We start from the raw sequence: 19,680 nt of genomic DNA, 5'->3' as shown, positions 1-19,680 counted from the left end.
ATCCGTCAAAATCATTTAGCGAATGCTAATCCGCGATATTGGATGATGCCGTGATTTTAATATCGGCATATTGCCACGACTGGTCAAAGGCGGATTTAACCTTTTGCGCTTCAGCGGTATTTTTTTGCTGCACCAGTGAATTGTGGAGACCTATCAGAGCCCAGCCGTTTTTCTTCCAGGTTAGCAAATCCTGACGGTAAACCCTTTCGGCTTCCGCGCCTTTTCCAGCTTTGAGCAATACCGCCCCAAGGTGGTGCCTGACTGAGAAAAACCAGTCTGGTGGCTCATTGTAATTCAGCATGTCCTCCATCGCAACAGCCTCCCTAAGTAGTGTGGAGGCTTTGTCGAGTTGGTTTTGCTGTGCGGCAATGCCTGCGGCCAACACTTTGGAGGCTATTTGTACCAGATCGGCGGTAGTATTTATATCCCAGATCGTAAGGTGCTGCAAGGTGGTATCCGTTGCCAGCATACGGAGCTTACTCATTTCTTCCTGAACATGGGCCATGTCATGTTTACCTAAAAACGCCATCCCTCTGGCGTAGTGCCATACTGCCCGCGGATATACCAGATCGGCCCCCGGCTTAGGCATGGAAAGAATGGTGTCCCACATCGAAAACTTTACGGCTACATAATAAGGTATCGTGTAGTAATGCTGAAGTGTGCCCCACCCCGGTGTCCGCATGACCTCCTTGGCGGTATATTGCTGTACTTTTCTCGCGGCTAACCATGCCAGCTCCGAATTTCCCTCCATAGCAGCCGTAGCAGCGAGAAAATGATAATTGTGCGGAAATAAAGTGAGTGGGTAGGCTCCCTGCGCATGGCAAGCTGTGATGTAATTGCTATCGGCTTTCACAGCACGGATATTGGAAAGCGAGCCCATATGATAATCACCGGTGTTGATGTAAATGTGCGACGGCATATGCAGCAAATGCCCCGCGCCCGGAACCAGCGAATCCAACAGAGCGGCGGACCCCATCGCTTTTTCGGGTGTCGCAGAGGCCTCATAGGCGTGGATATGCAGGTGGTTCACGCCTGTGTGCCGCGGGTGCTTCTTCAACAAGTTTTCCAGCGCTGTGGTCACCGCTGGCGTCCAGGCTTTGGGTGCTTTCGTATTTTTTTCGTAAAGGTCCCACGGGTGCAGATCCATGAGCGATTCCGCATACAGGGCTCCGATATCCGGGTCGGAAGGATACTGCTTATATACTTTCTCCATTGCATTGGAGTAAGCAATATCCAGCGGCTTCCTGTCGGCAGGGGGTACTTTTGCGTACCGGGTACCTATTGCACCGATCAGCGCGCGTTCTTTTGGAGTGCATTTGGCCGCCAGCATTTGCGCTTTCCTGCCGGCTTCCCAGGCACGCTGGAAGTTTCCTTCTTCCATGCCTGCATTATAGTTGGGGCCCAGCACATAGGCAAAACCCCAGTAGGCCATGGCACAAGTGGAATCCAGCCGGATGGCCTGATAAAACGACCGGGCAGCCTCGGCATGATTAAAACCGTAGGAAAGCATCATTCCCTGATTGAAATATGCCTGCACTTCCGGGTTGGATGTCGAAATTTTGAAGTCAATTCCTGTCAGTCCTTCGAGCCTGGGGGCCCTTTTTCCAGAACTATACCATTCAGAATCGGTGGTTTTGGGATTATAACAAACCGTGATCCGAGAAGTGCTGTCGGGCTGCCGGCTTTCTTTTTCCTCCTGCTTTTTGAAACAGGCCAAGGCGATAAAAGTGATGAATGCAAGGTAACAATGACTGGGCTTCATAAGAGTTGAAATTAAAAGTTGCGACTCTTTGAATTGGTTTGGTTTCGTATGATTGCTTCGCAGAAAGGCTGGCTCCAATTGTATGCTAAATCAACGATTTTTTAAAACAATAACCAAGAAAACAGGCAAAAGCAAAAAAGGAAAAACATTTTGTAACTTATTACAAACTAATGCATTGCAAAGCAAATTGTTTATTCTGGCCAGTATTACTAGCTTACCGGTACCCTATGAACGTTTCTCAGCACAGCCCGGCTGCTTTTATCAGCTTTTCCAAACGGATTAAATTTAATCATCACGCTTTGTATGTATAATCAAACCATTTTACATACATTTAAGTAATTAATTGCAAAATGAAGCGTAACCAGCAGCACCATCCGCCCGCCTGGGCACAGCGATTTGTAGAGTGGTATTGTAAGCCAGGGCTTGTGGAGGACCTCATAGGAGATCTCAACGAATATTTCGAGCGGAATGTACGGACCGTCGGGCCGCGGCGCGCGAAGCTGATTTACGCGATAGATGCCATCAAATTTTTCAGAACTTATACCGTACGAAAACCATCATTTGTCGACCTTTTTATCAACTGGATCATGATCGGAAGCTACATCAAAACATCTGGGCGCGGCTTAATGCGCAACAAACTGTTCTCGTCCATTAATATTGTCGGTCTTGCCATTAGTATGTCGGTAGGGTTATTGCTGATCGCATTCGCGCTTGACCTGCGTTCGTACGACAGGTTCAACAAAAATGGCGAGCGGATCTATCGCATCACCAACGTAGCAAGTTTCAAAGGCGAATCGTCGTCCGGAGGCAAGTTTGGAACGACTTCCATCAAGACCGGCAAGCTTATCCGTGACAAAGTAACCGGTGTTGAAGAGGTAGCGATTATCCGCAGTGACTTTTCGCAGGATGCCAGGGTCGGCGATCGTGTTCTTCCTATCAAAGGCTTCTGGGCGGAACCGTCCCTTTTCAGGATCTTAACGCTGCCCATGTTGGAAGGCAATCCCGAAACGGCGCTGCGAGACCCCTACTCGATCGTTCTCACGGAAACGGCGGCAAAGAAGCTGTTCGGCGATGCATCTGCGATCGGCAAGGCCATTAAATTTGATACCCTCGAATACCAGGTGACCGGCGTCATGAAGGACGTCCCATTCTTTTCCCATATCAGTTTCGAAGCATTGGTATCACTGTCAACTGCGCAGCAGCTCAATAAAAGCGATAAGAACTTCGAGCAATGGGCGAATATGTGGTCAAACTACGTGTATCTCATGCTACCGGAAAATGCGGACATCGCCTCCATTCAGTCGCAGCTCAATGCAATAGCAAAGGAGGAAAACTTAGCCGAGGAAAACACGAAGATCCAACTTGAACTTCTTCCTTTATATCATATCGTGGTTGGAGAAAATCTTGTTGGAGGTATGGGAGGTCCCGTGGGCCCACATATGCCTCCAATTGTACTCTGGGTACTCGGCGGGCTTGCATTGGTTGTGATATTGTCTGCGTGTTTCAACTATACCAATCTGTCCATTGCTCGTGGCATGCGCCGGTTTAAGGAAGTAGGCCTTCGGAAGGCGATCGGCGCCGGGAAAAGCCAGGTACGGCAACAGTTCCTCGCTGAGGCGATCATGATCTCCCTGGCCGCCCTTTTTCTTTCTTTCTTCCTATTTCTCTTCCTCAGGCCGCAGCTGATCAATATCGCACCGGAGATGCAGCGCACGGTGAAGCTCAGCCTCACCCCTGCTATGGTGATAGCTTTTATCGTTTTTTCGGTCGCCGTGGGAGCCATAGCCGGTCTAATGCCAGCCATATTCTTTTCGAAAACCAGCGCGATCAATGCGCTCAGGAATGTGTCGACGGTGAAAGTATTCAAACACGTTACCCTCAGACGTGCCCTGGCGGTGGTTCAATACACGGTCACGCTGATCTTCATAACCACCACTGCGATTGGTTATGTACAGTATAAAAACATCCTCGCATTCGATCTGGGATTCAACACCGAAAACATTCTGAACATTGATATGCAGGGTAATAAGCCCGATGCACTTCTCAAAGAACTCAGCGAAATTCCGGAAGTGACTGCATTGTCCCGGTCGATCATTGTCACCAGTGTGGGTAATGCCTGGGGCGGCCAAATGAAATACAAAGATTCACAAGATTCGGCCCTTGTCATGACCAACAATGTCGATGAAAACTACATTTCCCTGCACGGATACAAGCTTATCGCCGGGGGAAATTTTATTACCCGGCCTACTACTGCCAAAGCTGCCAGCGAAGTGATCGTTAACCAGCAGTTTTTAAAGCGATTCAACATTGCTAACAACGATCCCCAGAAAGCCATCGGAGAGAAGGTAACATTCAGCAATTTCAAAGTAAATGGGCGCAAGATGACCATTGTTGGCGTCATGAAAGACTTTCATTATGGCAAGGTCGACAACCTCATCGGACCGGTAGCATTCATGCCCTGGACGCCGGAAGACAGGGCGCTCATTAATGTCAAAATACAAAGTTCCGACATGCCGGCAACATTGGCCAAGATCGAGTCTACATGGAAAAAAGTGGACCATGTCCATCCATTTGAAGCAGAATTCTATGACGAAGCAATAGAAGAAGCATATAGTGAATTTTCCGTCCTGATCAAGATCATCGGGTTCCTGTCGGTCCTCGCGATTTCCATTGCGTCAATGGGATTGTTCGGAATGGTGGTGTTCACAACCGAAACAAGGTTAAAAGAGATCGGTATCCGAAAAGTGATGGGTGCGGACTCCGTCAACCTTGTTTATTTATTGAGCCGCGGTTTTCTGTTACTCTTGTCGATATCGGCACTCATTGCGCTGCCTGTAACCTACATTTTCTTCGAAAATTTTATACTCAGGAACTTCCCCTATCATACTCCGGTGCAGATCGTCGAGCTGTTCATTGGCTTCCTCGTGGTAATGCTGATCGCATTTATCATGATCGGCACGCAGACGATGAAGGCAGCGAGAAGCAATCCGGTGGAGGTGCTCAAAAGTGAATAGAGGAAGCCCGTCGTTATGTTTACCTTACCACCTCACTAACCAAAATGACAGGGGTGGTATTGGTGTAATTTGCAAAATCGGCACGAATGGCGTCTCTGTTTGGCCCGATAGCTGCTTGATACTCGCTCAGGCTTTTTATATAGAATGTGCCAATCGCCATAAAAGGCAGTGGTTGGTTAGGAATGCCGCTGGCAACTCCCTTTTCGATGGTGTATTTAACCAAATTTGATCCTAAAAACGCTGCTACCATCGGCATGTGCTTCGTTTCATAGTACTCCATGTTAAAGGTCTTACCTTCGGCAAATGGGTACATAACGGATACTTTGGTTAAGCCTTTTTCAACAACGCTACTATTTTGCTTTTCCTGACTAAACGCCGCAAAAGAACTGATTAAAAGGAAAAAAGATGCAATTAGTTTTAATTTCATGGTCAATAGTTTTAAGTATTAAAATGTTCAATTTGAGTTAATTACGCAAATATTAAAATATTGTCTTTATTTGCAAAACGTTATTTTTCGATGAAAACAATCGAAAAAACCGATTTAGAAAAATGGAATTAAGACAGCTCAAATATTTTCTGAAAGCCAAAGAGTTATTGAATTTTACGGAAGCCGCAAGGGCTTTGAATATCAGTCAAAGTACTTTATCACAGCAAATCAAGCAGCTTGAAGATGAACTGAGTGTCCCTTTGTTTAACCGTATTGGAAAAAGAATTACACTTACCGAAGCGGGCAATCTGTTTGGTGAATATGCTTTGCAGAGTATCAACAGAGCTGATGCGGGCCTATTGCTTTTACAAGATTTGAAAAACCTGAATACTGGAAACGTCACGATCGGTGTGATTTATTCCATGCGAATTCTCTTCGCAAAAATATTGGTACAGTTTGCCAGTCAGTATCCAAATATCAAAATCCAGATTGTATTTGGCACCACAAAAGATCTTCTCGAAAGGCTCAATCTGCACCATTTTGACTTTATTCTCACATTTCATGAAGAGTCCAGAGAACCTCATTTAAAGTATCAGCCCCTTTTTAAAGCCAATATGGTATTGGTAACTGCCAAAAATTCGTCTTTGGCGCAAAAAACCAATATATCTCTTCAGGAAGTGGCCGAGCTGCCATTGGCTTTACCTTTCAGTGGCAGCAGTACGATACAGTTTTTCGAGGAGTCATTTGGTCAAAAAAATCTGGTCCCGAATATTTGCATGGAGATCAATGATATCCCTACGTTATTTGAAATCGTAAAAACAGGGCATTGGCACACCATATTGAGTGATACCAGCGTAAACGACCCGGATGTGGTCGGTATCCCTATCGATGGAAAAAACATGAGGCGAACCATTATGATTATTTCCCTCAGAGAAGCCTATGAGAAGAAAGCAGTAAAAAAATTCTATGACATGCTTTCCTTTCTCAGTCAATAGTGCCGAGTCGCATGGCGATAAGATGCTTCGTGAAACCTGTTTTTTCGTAGGCTTTAATGGCTGCAATATTTGCGTCATACACATCGAGCCGCAACTCCGTAATGTTTTGAGAAATTGCCCATTGCTTTAATGTCCCGATAACCTTCTGATTCACCCCCTGTCCTCGATAGGCCGGTTCTACATACATAAAACCAAGATAGGCATGCTGCTGATGCTTCAAATAGTGCCTGGCCCTTTCAATTCGTGCGTAACCAGAACCAACCAATTCACCAGCCAGCTCTGCAACTACGATCTCGATATGGGGCGCGGTGATCATTTCCTCGATATCATAATAGTGAACAGGATCATTTTTGATCAGAGGATCAAAAGGGCGTTCGGCAAGGATTACACCTTGCTCAAAACGTCTTAATGTGGGCAAATCGGACAATGTAGCCGTTCGAACAAGGATTTCTGTCATCGTGTTGGGAGAATTAAATGTTGCTAAATGTGTAGCGGGTTTTGAATTGTAAACTGCTAAATCTATGGAAAATCAGCTATTTCACGACACCATGCTTGCGATTTTGACTATTGTCTTCAAACTCAATTACGTATGGGTTACTTTTTGAATATTTCAGATACAATGTGTCTCCCCGATTAAGCTCGTAGCTAAACCGGATTTTATTTTGCAAAACCCGGCCATTGGCAACATAACTAAAGTGCCGGTAAAAATCACGCTTACCCCTGAGATATCGGCTTGAAATCCCTGTGGCAATTCCGTAGGTGCTGATACCGTCTTTCTGGATCTTGTTGGATCTAATCGAATACGATACTACATAGTCAACATACAATAGGAGGCCAATAAAGAGCAATCTTCCCATGAAAAAACCTATTATGCCAATTGATGTCTGAGGTACCCAGCGATCAAAGCTCTGGTATAGGATCAACCCCGCGATAATCGACATCAAAAACGGGAAAAATGCCAGAAACTGATTTCCGCCCATGCTGCCGTAAATGGCAAAAAAGGAAAAGAATAAAATTGCAACAATCAAAAGCGCCCTCCGTATAATCATACTACAATTAAAAGTAATTACTTCCAATATTACTAAGTAGACAATAATGGAAGTTTATGTTGGCCGTAGGATCTGGCGCTACCTGGTTTTTGTGTACCTCGGAATTTAATGTTCAAGGCGGGTTACTTAACGGATTGGCCCTGGCACCATCGGGTTTAAATCAAACCAAAGCCAGAGGCCGTCTCAAATGTGCAATGAGACGGCCTCCCTAATTATTTCCCACATTGAAATGCGCTATTGCAAAACGATCGTCGGCAATTGTGCCTCAAAAAGGGTGGTAAATTGTTGAGCGGTCAGTATATGTCCTTGTTTCTGAGCGTTGTTGGCAACGCTGTAACCAAATTCAGCAGCAGCCATTCTTTGCGTTGGTGTTCCGTGGTGACCATCGCTCGTAAATGAGCAATCGCCAATATTAAAAAACACCTGCATAAACAATTTCACCCTTTTCCATTGCATGGAAGCTCCTCTCGCATGTGACAAATAATATGCGGAGTAGGCATCAGCCATCAATTCGGTTCTACGCGTAGCTTCGGGACTTTCCTGGTCGCCGAACAAATCCAGCTCAAATTGAATATGGTGACCGAATTCGTGGGCGAGTATTGCCTGAGGGGCCACATCGCCAAAGCCGGTTGCGGTGAATGCTGCCAAAATTCCATCGCCCATGATGATCTTATCAGGAATGTTGGCGAATGGCGGATAATCAAAACCCTCCAAGGCGAACGCATTGAATGTAAAAATAGGGTGATCGCCCTTTCTGTATTGCGGAATCTCGTTGGTCAGTTCTACCACAATGTCGGCAAGCTGAGCAGCGGTCGCTGCGTCGACACCGAATGCGGCTACGTAAGTCCGGATTATTTTATCGCGGTTAAGCAACATGTTGCCATGCATGGCTGCGAGTATAATGTCGTCAGACGGAATGTCCCAGAATCGTTTGATGTCCTTAAATGCTTTGGTAAGCTTTTGGGTGTACTCACCCTTCACTCCGAAATACTGGTTGGCAGAGCTGTTTTCAAAGACAAATGCGTCATAGGTTGGCAGATCCAGCATTGCAAAGTCAAGCACATAACCAATGATTTCGTTGTTCCAGTCAGCTAGTTGCTGATCCAGCCATTGCGTTACGGCCGTGTTGTCGTTGCACGGAGTCTCCACTAAGTTCAACGCCCTGAGTATCATATTCCGATATTCCGGGTGCGTTTTCAATACCAGCTCAGCGCTCTGACGCTGATTTTTTTGGCCGCTAACAGGCAATGATGCCCGCACCTTATCCAACTTCGCCTTCAATTCGGCGGAGAGTCGCGCTGCGTTCCGGGCATTTTGCAATTCTGTGGGGCTTACTGTGCTTTCCTTTTCAATGTCTTTCTGGCAACTTGTGATCATTACCAGTGAGAGGGCGACGGTCGCCATTAAACGTTTGAAGTGTTTCATAGATAGTTCGTTGTTTAGATTTGTCAATGAACGAAGATAGAAATTTGCAATTGATACTTGCGTCTTTTTGCCTCTGGATTATGCGCGCGGCAAAATAATATTGCCATCCATTTAAAATGACCAGGCCAGATCGTCACTATCCAATAAACGCAGATACAGGCAATGCCCGGTAACTTACGCGCAACGCCCTACGCGGGCCGCCCGTAAATTATCCGAAAACTTCCCGACGGATTTACATAAATTGCCTTTTTATTACATTTCAAGAACAAGCTTTCTTCGGGAATTCATTTGGCACCTAATAATCCGATTGATAATTGATGCAGCTTCACGAGGAAAAAATTGCATTGTATGAACGGATGTTGAGGGAGAAGGATGAGATGATGGAGCGGTTGGAAAGGTTGATTGGGGATAGGTAGGTTGTAGATAAGCTTACTACCTGGTACATATAACGAAAAGCAGAAAATGCAAGACCTACTATTTGACTTTATATCAAAATACATTTCGCTGACAGAAGATGAAAAGAATATCATCATCTCTTTGAACACCTTTCGGACAATCAAAAAAGGCACCATTCTTTTAAGAGAAGGACAACATTCTAATGAAGCATACTTTGTATTGAAAGGTTGCATTCGGAGTTATTACATGATTGACGGCGTCGAAAAAACAACCGCATTCTATACAGAAATGGAAGCCTTGACACCGCCTTGTGTTATCAATAAAGCACCTTCCGAATATTACATATCTTGTATTGAAGACTCAATAATTACCATTTCAACTCCTGAAATGGAAGTCGAGATTTTCAATAAATTCCCAAAATTTGAATCAATGTGCCGAATTTTATCGGAAGAACTTTTGGCTAAACAGCAAATCAATTTTGACGAGTTTAAGACCTCTTCCCCTGAACAACGATACTTGAATTTATTGCAATCACGACCAGACCTTATTCAACGTGTACCACAGCATCAGTTAGCGAGCTATTTAGGCATCAAACCCGAATCTTTAAGCAGGTTAAGAGCCAGGATTACAGAGAAAAGTAAGTGGTAGGGTTCATTTCTTAACTTAAGTCAACGAGTTGTGGCATTCCGCCAATCTACCTTTGCATTATCGTTCAACAACTAATGATACTGATATGCAAAAGAAGATTTTATGGTTTGCCTTGATTTTAATGATGGCAAGCACGTTACAAGTTAAGGCTCAATATGCCAAAGAAGACAGCACTTATAGAAAGTTTTTTGTAGGCAGTACCTTATTTATGCTAGCTAATTTGGTACCTGATAATAATAAGCCTGAAATGGTCTATCTGAACTTAGGTTATCGCATTACAGGAAAGGATGTAATTTCACTTGAATTTAAAACTTGGAAATATGCCTGGCCCATTGGCATTCCTTATGGAAAGTCATTTGAAGCAGAAGGAGAAGGGTTTCCGGGTTATATTCGTGAACACGGAGTTTCACTTTCCTATTACAGATTTTTATGGAAAGGACTTTTTGCCCAGGTTGACGTGATGCCTGCATTTCAAACCTTTGCAAATGAGAAGGGTAATAAGATTGACAATGGCTTTCAAATCTTTAACACTTATTCCATTGGTTATCACATTAAACTTTTCAAGGATAGGTTTTTTTTCCAACCTTCAATAGCAATAACACATCGTCCCTATCAATCAAAAATGCCTGATTCGTTTAAACAGGTTGACGATAGATGGTCAAGATTCTTCTTCGGGCAGCCGGGCTTGCACTTTGGGTATAACTTCTAGTAAACGCGTTGTAACTATTTGTTAATTTCTTTTCTCCTTTGAATCGAAAAGATTAATTTGGATTAAAAATAGGCCATTGAAAAAATGAAAGACTTCTGCATCAGCTGATGTATCGAAAGATTCCATTGCAAGGCTGCAAAAAATCCAGCTATGAAAAACCTGATCCTACTATTCATTTTTCTAACCCTTTTTTCCTGTAAAAAAGACAAGTCGGATCCGCAGCCAGCTATCAAGGATGCTTCCTTTGCATTCCAGGAGTTCAAGGTGGAAGGCGTTGACCAGGAAAATATTTCTTTCACCGATAGGATCATATTTATCAGATTGCCTCTGGATTATGCGCACGGCAAAATAATATTGCCGTCCATTAAAATGAATAAAGGTTTTAATCTTGAAACTGATGTCAGCAAAGGTATCCGGTATGAATCCACTGGCTTTTTCCTGGACGTAAGTAGCGAAAAGTATGGAGATCAATCGTTTGGGATCTGTGTTATTCCTGCGGTTCCGTTGGATGTGAAAGGAGATACAGCACAATATGAGGTAACCATTACGCGCGATACTCATATGCAGATACCTATGGAGAATATTGGTAGTGTTCCCTTTGTAGATCAAAACGGCAAGTTGCACTATTTCCCGATTGTGAACATGAAAAGCAAGCGTTCGGGTGAAATGTTTGAAATTATATCTGCTATGTTCGTGAGCGATGATTCCGCACCTGGCATGATTAGGATCGACATTCCCAAAACAACTCCTGCGGATGTATTTGACGTGACAATCCGGTGGGCAGGTAAGGTGCTGGATCGGCCCGGACTCATTAAAGTCAAGCATGGAAAACCCGAAATTGATTACGTTGGTGGGTTTTTCGTAGCCGGTAGTCCTTTGTATACTTTATCGGGATTCAATCTGGCCCCGGACCATACGTACGAGTTGCAACTTGAAAATGACTTTGTAAGTGCCGTTAAAATAGCACTGGTCAGAAAGGATTTCAATACCCTGGTTTTAAATATGCCTGACAACATCAAACCCGGTAACTATCGTGCGAAGATTTTTATAGATTCAAAAGAATACCAGCCGCTATCCTATCCGTATCCACCCTACGCGAATTTCAATTTCATGGCAGCTGAGAAGCAACCACTTCTGAGGATCCTATCCCGGCCGTCGCTGCTGAAATCAGGTGTATGTTATTTTTATGAATCGACCAATATTCTTCTCAAAAGCGAGAATATCGTTGCTGATATTGTTTATGGATATGGTAGTGAAACTACGAAGGTATCACTCCGCATCAGGAACTTGGAGACAGGGCAGGAATACATATTGCCAAGTACCGGTTCACGGGAGACCGTACTTTGTTGGGGACCCACATTCAGTCAATTTCCAATTCCGGCATCAGTTCCCCAGGGTAGGTACGAAGTCTACGCGATTGTCGGTAATGATCTCAAAAATCCAAAGCAAATCAGCGAGAAGCTAGGCCAGATCGTCACCATCCAATAAAGGCAGATACGGGCAATGCCCGGTAACTTACATCGCAAAGCCCGTAAATTATCCGGAAACTTCCCGGCGGATTTATATAAATTGCCTTTTCAAAAAATCGCTTTCCACATGACACCCACTACCTCCAACCCCAAGATCCACGAAGGCCGGAACTTGAAAAGATTTCGAGAAATGCTCGGTATAAAGCAAGATTTCCTTGCGTTCGAGCTCGGCGAAGACTGGAACCAGCAGAAGATATCATTACTCGAACAGAAGGAAAAGATCGATTCTAATCTATTGGAGCAGGTTTCGGCCATTCTCAAAATCCCGGCTGAGGCGATTCGGAATTTTGATGAGGAGAAAGCTATGAATATTATTTCCAATACCTTTCACAGCGGATCATTTGTCGCAAATTCAGTTGAAACTTATCATAATAATCCGATTGATAAATTGATGCAGCTTCACGAGGAGAAGATTGCATTGTATGAGCGGATGTTGAGGGAGAAGGATGAGATGATGGGGCGGTTGGAGCGGTTGATTGGGAGGTAGGTAGTCGCCCCTTGTTGTTAGATGGCCTGGAACACCGAAGCTATGATAACAATGGTGATCCGGGCAAGGTCAATTCAGAAATTCTTTTGGAACAGGGTTTCTTTTCAGAAAAGCTTTCATTTCTTCTGCCTTGCGGTCAAAAGTCGATTGCTCTGAAGTTACCGCCGTAGGCTGCAAAGCTTTCTGACTTTTCTCTTTTGCCGTCTTTGGATTTTCGGTAGCCATATTTTCCCTTTAATCTTAGATTAGAGTACAAACCTTTTCAAATTTAACAAAAATGCATCATAATTGGTGCCTTGCTTAAAAGGAACCCACTCTCCGTTCCAATCCGGCCAATCGCCGATTATCATTCCATCCACCTTATTTGCTTTAAACCCATATACATTACAAAATTCAGTTAACTCATTGTAATATGCATTAATGCCCATCTGGTATTTCCGGGTCCTCAAAGCTAGCTCACCTGGTAAAACTGACCCCGTTGCGGCGATGTTCGCACGCGGGTTCTGTCTTAGAAATTCCAACGCTTTTTGCCCGACTGTTGCTAAAATACGGTCTGTGTCACCGTTTCTAATCGTGGCTTTATCATCAATGTCTCTTTTCCAAGTGTCCCAAACACCAAATCCGATGTTATAAAATCTGGTTTCAGCGTCCATTAACGTAATGCGCATCCGCAACTCAATTTCTCCTAAGTGTCCAACGCTAAAAAAGCTAAACTCTTGATTTCCAGTTTGAAACGTTGGATACGCTGTAATGTCCATACTGCTAGTGGTGCCAATGAGATACAAATCTATGTAAAATCTTCTTATCCGTATCAGGTGCTTAGGCCACAACAAAAAAGCGCCTATCTTGCGAAAGGCGCCTTAGTTGTGGTCACGTAGGGATTCGAACCCCAAACCTCCTGATCCGTAGTCGTGTAAAATGGCCTTTTCATAGTTATTTAATTCTTTTCGATATTTTTTAAACATGCTAATAATCAGATAGTTATAAATTTTATTTTGATGAGCATTTGGTTTTGTTTTCGGTTGTTTTTTAAATTTGTATTGCAAGTTCTATTGCAACCTGCACCAAATGACAACAAATCATGAGCTCAGTAACCGTTAATTTATTCCTTGATAAAAGGGCGTCGAAAGAGGGTGAAGGTATTGTAAAATGGCTGGTCTGTTTTGACGGGAAGCAGCGTTTGTTTACGACCGGGGTCAAGTTATCAGAGGACGATTGGACATTCTTAAAAAAGCATAAATCCGGTCTACCAGGTCAGGTAAAAAATGATGGCAGGAGGCGACTTTGGAACATGCTTTTTGGAAACTTTTATCATGAAGAATATACCGGCAAGGAAACGCCAAGCTACTTATCCAAGGCACAAACCATTATTGGCAATCTGGGTGATGATTTCAGCTTTGAAAGATTCGCCTATTCAATAGGTGCTCAGGGCTCGCGAGAAATAAAAATTAAGAGCACCAAAGATGTCAACGATATAATCGCAGCACTTAAAGACAAAGCTTCCCGAATGGAAAGCGATGGCAGAATGGGCAATGCATCTAATTATCTCTCTACTGCAAGTTCACTTCTCAGGTTTGTTAAATCATTGAGTAACCAACAATGGAACGAGCTCTTCGACCGAGTGCCGACTGCACGTAAAACAGTAGTCCAGCCAGACAACACCATATTTTTCAAGGATATTACGCCTGCCTTTCTAATAAAATATGAAAAATGGATGCTACAATCCGGAAGTGTTTCTAGAAGTGCGATTGGAAGCGCTTCTCCCGCAAGCCTAACAACCGTCGGGATTTACTGCCGGCATATGCGCTCTGTATATAATGATGCCATTGAACAAGGCATTGTCGACCGCGCATCTTATCCATTTGGAAAAAATCGTTACGTCATTCCCGCAGGTTCCAACACCAAAAAGGCTTTGAAGAAGGAAGATATTCTGAAGTTTATGGCATATAAGCCCTCCGTCGGCATGGAACAGAGAAGTCTAGATCTCTGGCTGTTTTCATATTTATGCAACGGAATGAACATGAATGATATTTGTCGACTGAAATGGGAAGATGTTGAAGGCGATAGGCTTTCATTTGTGCGTCAGAAAACAGCTAGAACACGCAAGAGCAACCAAACCAAAATAAAAGTTGCACTTTTCCCTCAAAGCTTGGAGATCATAAATCGATGGGCAAGTCCCGATAAAAATCCCAGGAACTATGTCTTTCCGTTTTTAAATGAAGGAATGACTGCAGATCGACAAGGACGCGTAATCAAACAGGTGATAAAAGTGACCAATCAGTATATGCGGAAAATTGCAGAGACTCTTAAGATACAGGGAAATGTGAATACATATAGTGCCAGGCATTCCTTTGCCACGATCCTTCTACAGTCCGAAGCCCCCTTGGCATTTATCAGCCAGTCGCTTGGTCACACCTCGATTTCGACCACAGAAAGCTATTTAGGTAGTTTTGACGATGAAAAAACAAAGAAATATCTCAACGCGCTGTTGTAGTTTTTGACCGTAAGCATCGTCTGATAGTCTGTACTAGATTTTATTAAGCATGGAGCATTTCAAAGAATATTTCACATTCTTACAAAAATTTGACCTTCGACTAACTGAAATTAGGGACAAACGCGAGCCCTCTGAACTCGGCCCAGTCTTCAAGGCTGGCTATGACATCACCCACCAGACCTCACATTTCTCATTGCAGTTTCTAAAGCGGTTGCAAATCTTAAAGGACCTAGCTGTCATTGACATTATTGGCGCAGATACTGGGAGACGAAAAGCTTATCTGGATCAGACAAAGAAGCTGTTATCGCTATTCAACAGGTTTTGGGAAAATTACTTCCGTCATTACCCTGCAAATGGAGAAAATATGCGGGACAACTTTTTGCTTGCTATTGAGTTTGCCGAGATCTTTTACACTGATATTTTGGAGCCTGATAAGACAGATGTTATCGTTACACCAGAGTTTGTCGAGGATCTTTGCGATTCAATTAGCGAAAGAGAAGAAAGTCTGGCCGACTTTATCGCGGAAATCACTGCGCTTGTAAAAACGGAAGGTCAAGATTCGGACGTAGAAAAGATAAGTGATGGTGAACCGACGCCAATACGAATCCGCCGCTATCCTGTATTTGTTGAAGGTATAGCCGATCAATTTTTCAAGATCTTCAAGGAGTATTTTGAAGAGAAAGACCAGCAACCGTTATTCACGCTGCTGAACAACAACATTACTCCTAAGCAGAAACTGCTCTTCAACAGCAATGGTAATCAGCTTGCTGATGCATTCAAACAGCTAATTGAAGCCAACCTGATCGTTTCCTGTAACAAGGCGGAGCTTGAAAGCTGGATTATTGAGCATTATATGTACGTCGCAAATGCACAAGCTAAACCATTTACCGCTGGCTACCTTAATGGGATTATCTCGTCAGATGTTAAAATTTGCAAGTCTCCAATTTTGGAAGTAATGAAGAATAGCTCTACTGGTTTAGCTTTGGCTCCCGCTGCCAGAAGTAAAAAGGGGAGTGAAAGTTCAAGTACAAGTCAAAAGTGATTTAGTTATCAAGCGGCTTCCATTTGCCCTTTTTGAAATAGACATTATTGAATTTCGGTGAGAAGAAAACCAAATAAAAACTCCATGCACTTCGGTAAGTTGTCGGGTAACTTGTCATAATGTGATGTGTTGGTTGCTTCATATTTATTATAAGTCGCTCTGAACGATAAAGATATGGTTTTGTCGTTGTAATTGTTCCCTCATATCGTCTTAGTATTTTCTCTTTGTTAGTCACGTAGAAATAAATTGAGTCGTTCTCTTTTATTTCGAATCTGAAATTGTTGTATTGCCAATCCGCTTGTTTTCCCGGAAAATAGTCACGGTTTACAATGTATTGCCCGTAATAGTCCTTCTTCTCTAATTTTGTTTTAGCTGTCAACCATTGAATAAATCCAGAAAATAATGCCAGTCCGAATATTCCAAGCCAAACAATTCCAAACAACTTACCAAAGATTTTCTTTCTCGTCAGCAACCAAGTCACTAAAAGGATCCCTATTAAGGGAACAAGTATAAAAACGAAAAATAAATTAAACCCAAAACCCATTTTTTTGATTTATTAGTTGTCCATTGTTGTGTCGTTGCTAGCTGAATAATTTTCACATCCCAAATCGAAATCGGCCTTTTTCTGCTGCGCCAGCTCTTCTTTCCCTTTTACTCGATAAGCAGGCTATTCTGTTTGACTCGCTTTGCCTGTAGCCCTGGTTGGCTACAATCATATTCTCCCGCAACATTAAAGTAACTTTCAGCAAAAAATCAAAAAATATCGGTAGGTAAAAGTGAGGTTACACAGCTGACTACTTGTAACCCACCAAAACAAGCACCTAACATTGCCGTATCAAACAAAAACACGCAATGTTATGGATCATTACTCATTTGACCAGCTGCCCCACGCAGTATCCGAGCTACACCAAAAGCTTGACAGCATCCAAGACCTTCTTTTAGAATCTAGACAGCCCGTTCCGCAGACCATCGAGCTCATGACGATTTCCCAGGCAGCTGAGTTTCTAAACCTCTCCGTGCAGACGCTTTATGGCAAAGTCTGCCACCGTGAGATCCCTGTCAGCAAAAAGGGGAAAAGGCTTTACTTCTATAAGTCCGAGCTGGAAGAGTGGATCAAGTCTGGCAAGAAGAAAACCATGTCCGAACTCCGGGAACAGCTCCCGTCCCTTGTGGTTGGACGCAAAGGCAGACGTCACTAAGCGGTTTACTTGATGATGTCCGCCAACAACTATCCGTTGAACCTGCCAGGCAGCTATATACGGGTTCAGACCGGCTATTTCAAAAAGTGTATGCAACCGACGGTCAGCAAGGAATTTATGGAGATGTGGATCCCATGGTCAGCCGAAATGCTCCGGCAAGACCTGGAACCAAGCCAGATTAAAAAGATCAGAAAGTTTGACGGTTTCTGTTGCGTGCCCGACCACGTGGATTACAAAGAGATTGTGGGAAACTTTTACAACCTATACCACCGGCTGGAAGCGAAACCCGAACCGGGTGATCCGTCTGTAACGCTCGGTTTTATACGGCACATTTTCGGAGAGCAGTTTGAGCTTGGCCTGGACTATCTGAGTCTTCTTTACCAAAGACCGACACAGAAGCTTCCAGTACTGTGCCTGGTCTCCAAAGAGCGCAAAACCGGGAAGACCACCTTCCTGAATTTTCTGAAAATGATCTTTGGAAAGAACATGACCTTTAACGGCAACAGCGATTTCCGCTCGCAATTCAATTCCGACTGGATGAACACCTTGATCATTGCCGTCGATGAAGTGCTGCTCGACCGCAGGGAGGATTCAGAAAAGATCAAAAACCTGAGCACTGCCCGGAATTCGAAGGTGGAAGCCAAAGGCAAGGACCGGAAGGAAACCGAGTTTTTCGGCAAGTTTGTATTGTGCTCTAATAATGAAGAGAACTTCATTGTTATTGATCCGGCCGAAACCCGGTATTGGGTACGCAAGGTGCCCGTGCTTCCCTCGGAAAATATCCATCTGCTGGATCTAATGGCTAGCGAGGTTCCAGCCTTCCTGCATTATCTGCTCTGCCGAAACCTGTCAGTGCCGGTTGCCCAAACCAGGATGTGGTTTTCTGAAAGGCAGATACGTACCGAAGCATTGCTGCGCGTCATCCGCAACAACCGCAACCGTTTGGAAACGGAAATGCTCTTTATCCTTCGAGAGATTTTTGAGAACACCGGCATCAGCAAGCTCGAATTCACCAATAAGGACATGCTTGAACTTTTGAAGCGGAATATGCCAAGGCTGACCCGCCAGCAGGTTTCCAATGTGCTGCAAAATGATTGGGGCTTAAAGCCGGTTGCCAACAGTTTAAACTACCAGACCTATTTATACAACAGCTGCAATGACCTGGCCGCCGTGCATTCAACGGGTAGGTATTACAGTGTTTCAATGAACTGGATTAGCCAAAAGTTTGATGAGGGGCCATAAAATACTACTTAACCAGCTAAATGTCAGCACGTAACATGCTCATCAAAGTATCTTATTTTATGATGAGGTATGATGAGAACGATGAGAAAACTCATCATGGTAAATATGCTTGATGAGGCTTTGATGAGCCCTTAACTTATATCATTATCAATTATTTATATCCATTTCTCATCGTCTCATCATAAAAACGGCTTCTACCAGCCTGCTTAAAACAGGTGTTTGCTTATCAAAAAATAAAACCATGAATATCAAGCAGTTAAATCAGCTACCTATCACTGATTTTCTGAGTAAAATCGGTATTGAGCCCAGCTATAAAAGAGGCGAAAGTCAATGGTACGTGTCGCCTATCCGAGAGCCAGAGCATTCCCCGTCGTTTAAAGTGAACACGGCCATTAACAGGTGGTATGATTACGCGCTCATGCAGGGCGGGAAGTTATTTGACCTGGCCGAAAGGCTTTACCCCAATCAGGATGCAAATAGCCTAATTGAAAAGGTGAAAGACCTTTTTCTCTTTGAACAGCAAATACCCAATCCCTCATTTCTCGCTAAACCTATATGGCAGAGCGTTACCGAGAAACCAGTCCTTGCCGCTGCTATCACGATCAACGAGGTAAAACCCTTGGGAAACAATCCGGTAATAACCAGCTATCTGGAAAGCCGGGGCATTCCGCTCAACATTGCAATACCTTACTGTCAGGAAGTGTATTACCAGTTGGAAGACAAAAAGTACTTCGCCGCAGGATTTGAAAACAGGTCCGGCGGTTATGAGCTGAGAAATGCCTACTTCAAAGGGTCATCCTCACCCAAGGATATTACGCACATTGAGAACGGGGCAAAGTCCATCTGCGTGGCCGAAGGGTTTATGGATTTTCTTTCCTTGCTCACCCTGCAAAAGCACATCCATCCAATCCGAAGCGATTTCCTGGTGCTCAACTCGGTCAGTCTGGCAGACAGAAGCTTGGATCTTTTACAGCGTTATCGAAGCATTTTTCTCTATCTGGACCATGACAATGCCGGTAAGAAAACGCAGGAAAAGTTTCAGTTGGCAGGTCTGAAAACAGTTGATGCCTCGATCATTTACAAGCAGTACAAGGATGTAAATGACTACTTAGTCAGTCAGAAATCAAGCCAAAAAGAACTGAAAAAACAGCAGACGTTCAAAAAGTCTGGCGGGCTGCATTTGTAAAATCCTTCAGAGAGCAAGTTTGTGTTTTCGCATTGCGAAAACCCGTCCCGCTCCCGCGTGACTGGAAACTTGCCTT

19 protein-coding genes and 1 pseudogene are annotated in these 19,680 nt (G+C 43.8%); 12 read left to right on the top strand and 8 right to left on the bottom strand.

Annotated elements, in window-relative coordinates:
• Positions 1 to 25: 25 nt before the first annotated feature.
• Positions 26 to 1,762, bottom strand: coding sequence for a tetratricopeptide repeat protein (locus ON006_RS27650; protein WP_244821423.1), 1,737 nt, complete (start codon positions 1,760 to 1,762; stop codon positions 26 to 28).
• A 350-nt stretch (positions 1,763 to 2,112) separates the two neighbouring features.
• Between ON006_RS27650 and ON006_RS27645 the strand changes: the two genes are divergently transcribed.
• Positions 2,113 to 4,776: an ABC transporter permease gene (locus ON006_RS27645; RefSeq protein WP_244821422.1), complete on the top strand. Its 2,664-nt coding sequence runs from the start codon at positions 2,113 to 2,115 to the stop codon at positions 4,774 to 4,776.
• Between the two features lie 19 nt (positions 4,777 to 4,795).
• Here ON006_RS27645 and ON006_RS27640 read toward each other — a convergent pair whose 3' ends face one another.
• Positions 4,796 to 5,203 (bottom strand): EthD family reductase, encoded by a 408-nt coding sequence (locus ON006_RS27640; RefSeq protein WP_244821421.1) that lies wholly within the window; start codon positions 5,201 to 5,203, stop codon positions 4,796 to 4,798.
• A gap of 122 nt (positions 5,204 to 5,325) precedes the next feature.
• On the opposite strand from ON006_RS27640, the gene ON006_RS27635 reads away from it, so the two are divergent.
• Positions 5,326 to 6,198: a LysR family transcriptional regulator gene (locus ON006_RS27635; protein WP_244821420.1), complete on the top strand. Its 873-nt coding sequence runs from the start codon at positions 5,326 to 5,328 to the stop codon at positions 6,196 to 6,198.
• On the opposite strand, the gene ON006_RS27630 is transcribed toward ON006_RS27635, so the two are convergent.
• The 3 genes from ON006_RS27630 to ON006_RS27620 all read right to left on the bottom strand — a co-directional run bounded on the left by ON006_RS27630 (position 6,188) and on the right by ON006_RS27620 (position 8,672).
• Complete coding sequence (locus tag ON006_RS27630) at positions 6,188 to 6,655, bottom strand: GNAT family N-acetyltransferase (protein WP_244821419.1); 468 nt, start codon at positions 6,653 to 6,655, stop codon at positions 6,188 to 6,190. The genes ON006_RS27635 and ON006_RS27630 overlap by 11 nt on opposite strands.
• Positions 6,656 to 6,731: 76 nt before the next feature.
• Positions 6,732 to 7,247, bottom strand: a complete 516-nt coding sequence (locus ON006_RS27625; RefSeq protein WP_244821418.1) for a hypothetical protein — start codon at positions 7,245 to 7,247, stop codon at positions 6,732 to 6,734.
• Between the two features lie 234 nt (positions 7,248 to 7,481).
• Positions 7,482 to 8,672, bottom strand: coding sequence for a neutral zinc metallopeptidase (locus tag ON006_RS27620; RefSeq protein WP_244821417.1), 1,191 nt, complete (start codon positions 8,670 to 8,672; stop codon positions 7,482 to 7,484).
• A gap of 314 nt (positions 8,673 to 8,986) precedes the next feature.
• On the opposite strand from ON006_RS27620, the pseudogene ON006_RS27615 reads away from it, so the two are divergent.
• The 5 genes and pseudogenes from ON006_RS27615 to ON006_RS27595 all read left to right on the top strand — a co-directional run.
• Positions 8,987 to 9,088: pseudogene (locus tag ON006_RS27615) on the top strand (XRE family transcriptional regulator); the annotation flags it as partial.
• 46 nt (positions 9,089 to 9,134) lie between these two features.
• On the top strand, positions 9,135 to 9,716 hold the full coding sequence (locus ON006_RS27610; protein ID WP_244821416.1) for a Crp/Fnr family transcriptional regulator: 582 nt from the start codon (positions 9,135 to 9,137) through the stop codon (positions 9,714 to 9,716).
• A gap of 85 nt (positions 9,717 to 9,801) precedes the next feature.
• Positions 9,802 to 10,425 (top strand): hypothetical protein, encoded by a 624-nt coding sequence (locus ON006_RS27605; RefSeq protein WP_244821415.1) that lies wholly within the window; start codon positions 9,802 to 9,804, stop codon positions 10,423 to 10,425.
• 150 nt (positions 10,426 to 10,575) lie between these two features.
• Complete coding sequence (locus ON006_RS27600) at positions 10,576 to 11,913, top strand: hypothetical protein (RefSeq protein ID WP_244821414.1); 1,338 nt, start codon at positions 10,576 to 10,578, stop codon at positions 11,911 to 11,913.
• A 108-nt stretch (positions 11,914 to 12,021) separates the two neighbouring features.
• Positions 12,022 to 12,441, top strand: a complete 420-nt coding sequence (locus ON006_RS27595) for a helix-turn-helix domain-containing protein (protein WP_244821413.1) — start codon at positions 12,022 to 12,024, stop codon at positions 12,439 to 12,441.
• Positions 12,442 to 12,510: 69 nt separating this feature from the next.
• Here ON006_RS27595 and ON006_RS27590 read toward each other — a convergent pair whose 3' ends face one another.
• A complete protein-coding gene (locus ON006_RS27590; protein ID WP_244821412.1) occupies positions 12,511 to 12,666 on the bottom strand; it encodes a hypothetical protein in 156 nt (51 codons plus the stop codon).
• Between the two features lie 20 nt (positions 12,667 to 12,686).
• Positions 12,687 to 13,199 (bottom strand): DUF6934 family protein, encoded by a 513-nt coding sequence (locus ON006_RS27585; protein WP_244821411.1) that lies wholly within the window; start codon positions 13,197 to 13,199, stop codon positions 12,687 to 12,689.
• Positions 13,200 to 13,522: 323 nt separating this feature from the next.
• Here ON006_RS27585 and ON006_RS27580 point away from each other — a divergent pair, with 323 nt between their 5' ends.
• The gene (locus ON006_RS27580) at positions 13,523 to 14,935 is read left to right on the top strand and encodes a site-specific integrase (protein ID WP_244821410.1); all 1,413 of its coding nucleotides are present in this window, start codon (positions 13,523 to 13,525) and stop codon (positions 14,933 to 14,935) included.
• Between the two features lie 49 nt (positions 14,936 to 14,984).
• A complete protein-coding gene (locus tag ON006_RS27575) occupies positions 14,985 to 15,977 on the top strand; it encodes a hypothetical protein (protein ID WP_244821409.1) in 993 nt (330 codons plus the stop codon).
• A 1-nt stretch (position 15,978) separates the two neighbouring features.
• Here ON006_RS27575 and ON006_RS27570 read toward each other — a convergent pair whose 3' ends face one another.
• On the bottom strand, positions 15,979 to 16,521 hold the full coding sequence (locus ON006_RS27570) for a hypothetical protein (RefSeq protein WP_244821408.1): 543 nt from the start codon (positions 16,519 to 16,521) through the stop codon (positions 15,979 to 15,981).
• 313 nt (positions 16,522 to 16,834) lie between these two features.
• Between ON006_RS27570 and ON006_RS27565 the strand changes: the two genes are divergently transcribed.
• The 3 genes from ON006_RS27565 (at position 16,835) to ON006_RS27555 (ending at position 19,604) form a co-directional block, all read left to right on the top strand.
• On the top strand, positions 16,835 to 17,176 hold the full coding sequence (locus ON006_RS27565; protein WP_244821407.1) for a helix-turn-helix domain-containing protein: 342 nt from the start codon (positions 16,835 to 16,837) through the stop codon (positions 17,174 to 17,176).
• A gap of 12 nt (positions 17,177 to 17,188) precedes the next feature.
• Positions 17,189 to 18,418, top strand: a complete 1,230-nt coding sequence (locus ON006_RS27560) for a primase-helicase family protein (RefSeq protein WP_244821406.1) — start codon at positions 17,189 to 17,191, stop codon at positions 18,416 to 18,418.
• A 241-nt stretch (positions 18,419 to 18,659) separates the two neighbouring features.
• Positions 18,660 to 19,604 carry a DUF8464 domain-containing protein gene (locus tag ON006_RS27555; protein WP_244821405.1) on the top strand — a complete coding sequence of 315 codons (945 nt, stop codon included), beginning with the start codon at positions 18,660 to 18,662 and terminating at the stop codon, positions 19,602 to 19,604.
• Positions 19,605 to 19,680: the final 76 nt, after the last annotated feature.

Origin of the sequence: Dyadobacter pollutisoli, assembly GCF_026625565.1 — a bacterium.
GTDB classification, from domain to species: Bacteria; Bacteroidota; Bacteroidia; order Cytophagales; family Spirosomataceae; genus Dyadobacter; species Dyadobacter pollutisoli.
Note: the sequence above shows the minus strand (reverse complement) of the source record. Positions and strands in the feature narration are given on the sequence as shown.